Source organism: Rhodococcus sp. CX, assembly GCF_015865005.1.
Lineage (GTDB): Bacteria > Actinomycetota > Actinomycetes > Mycobacteriales > Mycobacteriaceae > Rhodococcus.
The window spans coordinates 106,206-111,369 of the sequence record NZ_JADZGH010000251.1 but is presented as its reverse complement, the minus strand read 5'-3'; the positions used below and the strand labels follow the sequence as shown (position 1 = coordinate 111,369).

1 pseudogene is annotated in these 5,164 nt (G+C 71.5%); it reads right to left on the bottom strand.

Going from position 1 to position 5,164, the window contains the following annotated elements:
- A pseudogene (locus I0Q12_RS34065) lies at window positions 1-5,142 on the bottom strand (amino acid adenylation domain-containing protein); the annotation flags it as partial.
- Window positions 5,143-5,164: the final 22 nt, after the last annotated feature.

Sequence of the window (5,164 nt, the reverse complement as noted above, 5' to 3'; positions counted from 1 at the left end):
GTCCCCGGTCCGGCGGGCCACGTCGCCGGTCCGGTAGCGGCGCGCGCCGCCGGGGGCGGCGACGAACCGCGCTGCGGTCGCGGCCGGACGCCCGCGATAACCGCGAGCGAGCTGGTCGCCGGCGATGTAGATCTCGCCGGTGCTGCCGGGAAGTACCGGGCGCAGGGCGGCGTCGAGCAGGTGCATCCCGACACCGGGCAGCGGTGCACCGACACCCGGCGTCACGGCCGGACCGCACGTGACGTGGACGGCGGTTTCGGTGATGCCGTACATGTTCACCATCACGAGTTCGGGCCGCTGCTGTTGCCAGGATCGGGGCAGCTCGGGGTCGAGCGGCTCCCCACCGAAGACGACCACGCGCAGCGATTCCGGAGGCGCGGTGGCCGCGCTCAGCTGAACGAAAGCCGTCGGTGTCTGATTGAGCACGGTGACCCCGTGCCGCTCGAGCAGGGCCGCGAACACCGCGGGATCCCGGGCGGTGAGGTGATCGACCACGACGAGACGTCCGCCGGTGATCAAAGCGCCCCACATCTCCCACACGGAGAAGTCGAAGGCCGGTGAGTGGAACATCGTCCACACGTCCGACTCGCCGAATCCGAAGCGGGAGATCGTCGCAGCGAACACGCTCAGCGCGCTGCGGTGGGTGACGAGCACTCCCTTGGGGGCGCCGGTGGACCCGGAGGTGTAGATCAGGTAGGCGCCGTGGTCCGGATCCGCGGATGCGTCGTGGTCGCCGTCCTGCACGAGGGCGGCGGACGGGTCGAGCGTCGGAATGCCTCCGGCCGCGCGGAAACCACTGTCGCACACCACCAATTCGGGACGGGCATCGTCCAGCAGTGCGCGCAGCCGGGCGTCGGGATGGGTGACGTCGATCGGCAGGTACACCGCCCCGCACCGGGCGACCGCGACGATCGCGACGACCAGGTCGACGGTTCGGGGCAGGGCGACCGCGACCACGTCCTCCGGTCCGATGCCGCGCTCGGCGAGCAGCGCAGCCAGTGCACCGGATCGCGCCCGCAGTCGGGCGTAGGTCAGTGCGGCGCCCTCGTCCACGACCGCGACCGCCTCCGGTGTCGCGGCGGCACGGCGGAGGAAGAGTTCGGGCAGCGACCGGCCGTCCGGACGCGGAGCCCGTTCGCTCTCCGGTTCGGCGACCGGACCTCGCGGATCGACCGCTCCGACGGCCGTCGTCGGGTCCGCCGTCACGATCTCGAGGATGCACACCAACCACGCCGCCCACGCCGTGACGGTACCGGCGTCGAACAGGCCGGACGCGTAGGTGAGCGTGCCGTTCAACCCCGCGGGAGCCCCGGTCTCGGACGACGTCTCGCGCAGGGTGATCTCCACGTCCACCCGTGCGGTGTCGGGGAGGATCTCGCGCACGGTCGCGAGGCCCGGAACGGTGCGGGTGCCGGTGTCGAAGGACTCGTAGGCGAGGATCACCTGGATCAGGGGATGGTGGCCGGTCGCGGAGTGGCCGACCGTGTCGACGATGCGATCGAACGGGACGTCGGCGTGGGCGAATGCCTCCAGATCGACGCGGCGCACCTCGGTCAGCAACCCGGCGAACGTCTCCCGTGGATCGACGGTCAGCCGCAGTGGGACCGTGTTCACGAACATGCCGACGACGTCGTCGAGCGCCGCGTCGGTGCGGCCGGAGACAGGGGTGCCGACGACGACGTCGTCGGTGGCGGCGAGTGACGCCAGCAGCAGTGCCAGGGCCGCGTGCACGATCATGAAGGGCGTGACATCGTGGGCGCGAGCGAGTTTCGCCACCGCGGAATGCAATTCGAGGGGGACGTCGAATTCGATGTGGCCGGCACCGGTGTCGGCACCGATCCGAGGGCGGTCGGTGGGCAGTGGGAGCAGGGGCGGGACACCGCCGAGGATTCGCGCCCAGTAGGCGAGTTGTCGTGCGCCGAGGCCGTCCGGGTCCGTCGGTGCGCCCAGCGTCCGGTGCTGCCAGCGCGCGTAGTCGGCGTAGGTCACCGGTAGGGGCGTCCAGCCGGGGGCGACTCCCGCGCGGCGTGCCGTGTAGGCGGCGACGGCGTCGCGTCCCAGCGGTCGCAGGGACAGCCCGTCGCCGGCGATGTGGTGCAGCACCACGACCAGGCGATCCCGGGTGCCGGTGCGGTACAGGCGGATACGAACAGGCGGTTCGGTCGTCAGGTCGAAGGGGCGCCGCGCGAAGTCGGCGATCTCGTGGTCCGGGTCTGCCGCCTCCACGGGAGCGAGCTCGACCGGGATCTCGGGCAGCACGTGCATGCGCGGGCCGTCCGGTCCGTCGGGATGGACGGTCCGCAGGGTCGCGTGCCGGTCGACGACATCGGCGACGGCGGCCTGCAGGGCACCGAGGTCGACGTCGCCGTCGAGTTCGGCGACGAACGCTATGTGGTCGCCGCCGGCACCGGCTGCGGTGTCGACACGGTTGACCAGCCACATGCGTTGCTGTGCGGGGGCGAGTGGTTGTGGGGCGTCGTCGATCTCGCTGACCAGCGGGACGCGCTGTTCCGCTGCGGTGTTCGTGATCGCCTCGGCGAGGTCCGCGACGACCGGGTTCTCCAGGATCTCGCGTACTCCGATGCGCCGTCCGACGATGCCGGCGAGCCGCGCCGCCAACTGGGTCGCGATCAGCGAGTTCCCGCCGAGCGCGAAGAAGTCGTCGCCCGGTGCGACGGTCGGCACGTCGAGCACGTCCGCGACGACCGTCGCGACGAGATGCTCGGTGACCGTGCGGTATCCGTCGCCGTCGGATGTGACCGCGATGTCCGCGACCGGCAGAGCCGCGCGGTCGATCTTGCCGGTCGAGGTCAGCGGCATCGCGTCGAGGACGGTGACCGTGGTCGGCACCATGTGCCGCGGCAGCCGTGCCGCGACGTGCTTCCGGATCGCCTTCGGGTCGACGTCGCCGGAACCCGTCACGAATGCGGCGAGCCGTCCCTCGTGTGCGATCGTGACGGCTGTGGTGATCTGCGGATGCGCGGCCAGGACTGCGTCGATCTCGCCGGGTTCGATGCGGAATCCGCGGATCTTGATCTGCTGGTCGGCGCGCCCGACGAACTCCAGCACCGGTCCCGGGTCGCCGTGTGGGGACCAGCGGACGAGGTCACCGGTGCGATACATGCGTCCGCCGCCGAAGGGATCGGCCGTGAACCGTTCCGCCGTCAGGGCGGGCGCATCGAGATAGCCGCGGGCCAGGCCCGCCCCGACCAGGTACAGCTCGCCGGTGACACCGATCGGGACGGGCCGCAGACGCCGGTCCAGCACGATCGGGGTGACGCCTTCGAGCCCCGTCCCGAGGTTCAGCGGTTCACCGGGCGTCAGCGGCGGGCTGGCGGTGGCCAGCACGGTGGTCTCGGTCGGTCCGTAGACGTTCAGCACGGTGCGGCCCGGTGCCCAGCGCGCCGCGGTCTCCGTCTGCCACGCTTCGCCGCCGACGGCGAGGACCCGCAGGTCGTCGAGACCGGCCGGGTCGAGGCGGGCCGGCACGGACGGTGTCGTGAACCAGTGCGTGATCCGCTCTGCCCGAAGCAGTTCCAGGAGTTCGTCACCACCGAATACGTCGTCCGGTGCGACCACGAGGGTTCCGCCGGAGGCGAGCGCGAGAAGGTACTCGAGCACCGAGGCGTCGAATGCGGGGGCCGCGAAGTGCAGCACCCGTGCGTCCGGCGCCGGCCGGAACCGCTCGACCAGCGACCGTGCCAGCGGCGCCAGTCCGCGGTGGGTGATCACGACGCCTTTCGGCCGACCCGTGGACCCCGAGGTGTACACCAGGTAGGCGGCGTGGTCGGGATGCACGGGGCGTGTCCGGTCCGCGTCGGTGATCTCGCGCATGCATCCGTGCGTGACGAACGGGATCGATTCGATCCCCGCCGGGACCGGGGTGCCCGGGTCGCTGATCGCGTGCCGGACGCCGGAAGCGGCGAGGAGTTCGGCGATCCGCGGGGCGGGCTGGCCCGGGTCTACGGGTACGAACGCGGCACCCGTCAGCGCGATCGCGGCGATCGCGAGCACCGACTCGATCGAGCGGGGCAGCAGCACCGCCACACGGTCCTCCGGCCCGATTCCCCGGCCGAGCAGTTCCCATGCCAGCGGTCGTGCCGCGGAACGGATTTCGACCGGTACTCCACCGGGAGCTGCCACCCGCGCCGGGTTGTCGCCGAGCAGTTGCGCCAGGGTTGCGACGGGACCGGCCGGTGCGAGCACGACCGGTACGGCACCGAGGTCGATGTCGCCGACGGCCTCCGTGGGGTCGGCGGCCACTGCACTGATCACGGTGCCCAGTCGCTGCACCCATCGCGTGACCGTGTCCGGTTCGAACAAGGCGCTGTCGTACACGAGACGCCCGGCGAGCGCACCGTCGCCGGTTTCGCGGACGTCGAGTTCGATATCGAAACGTGCTCGTACGGAGGGGAATTCCTGCACTCTCACGTCGAGTCCGGGAAGCACCGGGTCGGTGTGCGGCAGACTGTCGTAGCTCAGCATCACCCCGAGCGGACCGAACCCGACACTCTCGACGACCTGATCGAACGGCACGTTCGCGTGGGTGAATGCCTCGACGTCGGTGGCACGGACATCGGCGAGCAGGGCGGTGAAGGGCGCCTCGGGGTCGACGGTGACGCGCAGGGCGACGGTACCGACGAACATCCCGACCAGACCGGCGAGGTCGGGATGATCGCGGCCGGCGACACCGGTACCGACGACGACTTCTCGCTCCCCCGTCCACGCGGACAACCACACGGCGACGGCGGCGTGCACGGCCATGAAGGTCGTCGCGTCGTACCGGGCCGCGAGCGTCCGGAGCGCGGCGACCCGGCGGGCGGGCACGGTGAACTCGACGGAGGCCGGAGCTCCGGGCGTTCCGGTACGGGGACGGTCGGTGGGCACCGAAGGCGCGGAATCGAGCCCGGCCAGAGCGTCTTTCCAGTACTCGAGTTCGCGATATGCGAGAGCGGCCGGGTCGGCGGGGTCTCCGAGCCGGTCCCGGTGCCGGCGCGCGTGGTCGTGGTAGTGCAGCGGCAACGGGGTCCACGGCGGGGCGTCACCGCAGCGCCGCGCGGAATACGCGGTGGCGAGATCCACCGTCAGGGGAAGGAACGATGCACCGTCCACCGCGACGTGGTGCGCGACGACGACGAGCACGTGCCGGTCCGGACCCGTTCGC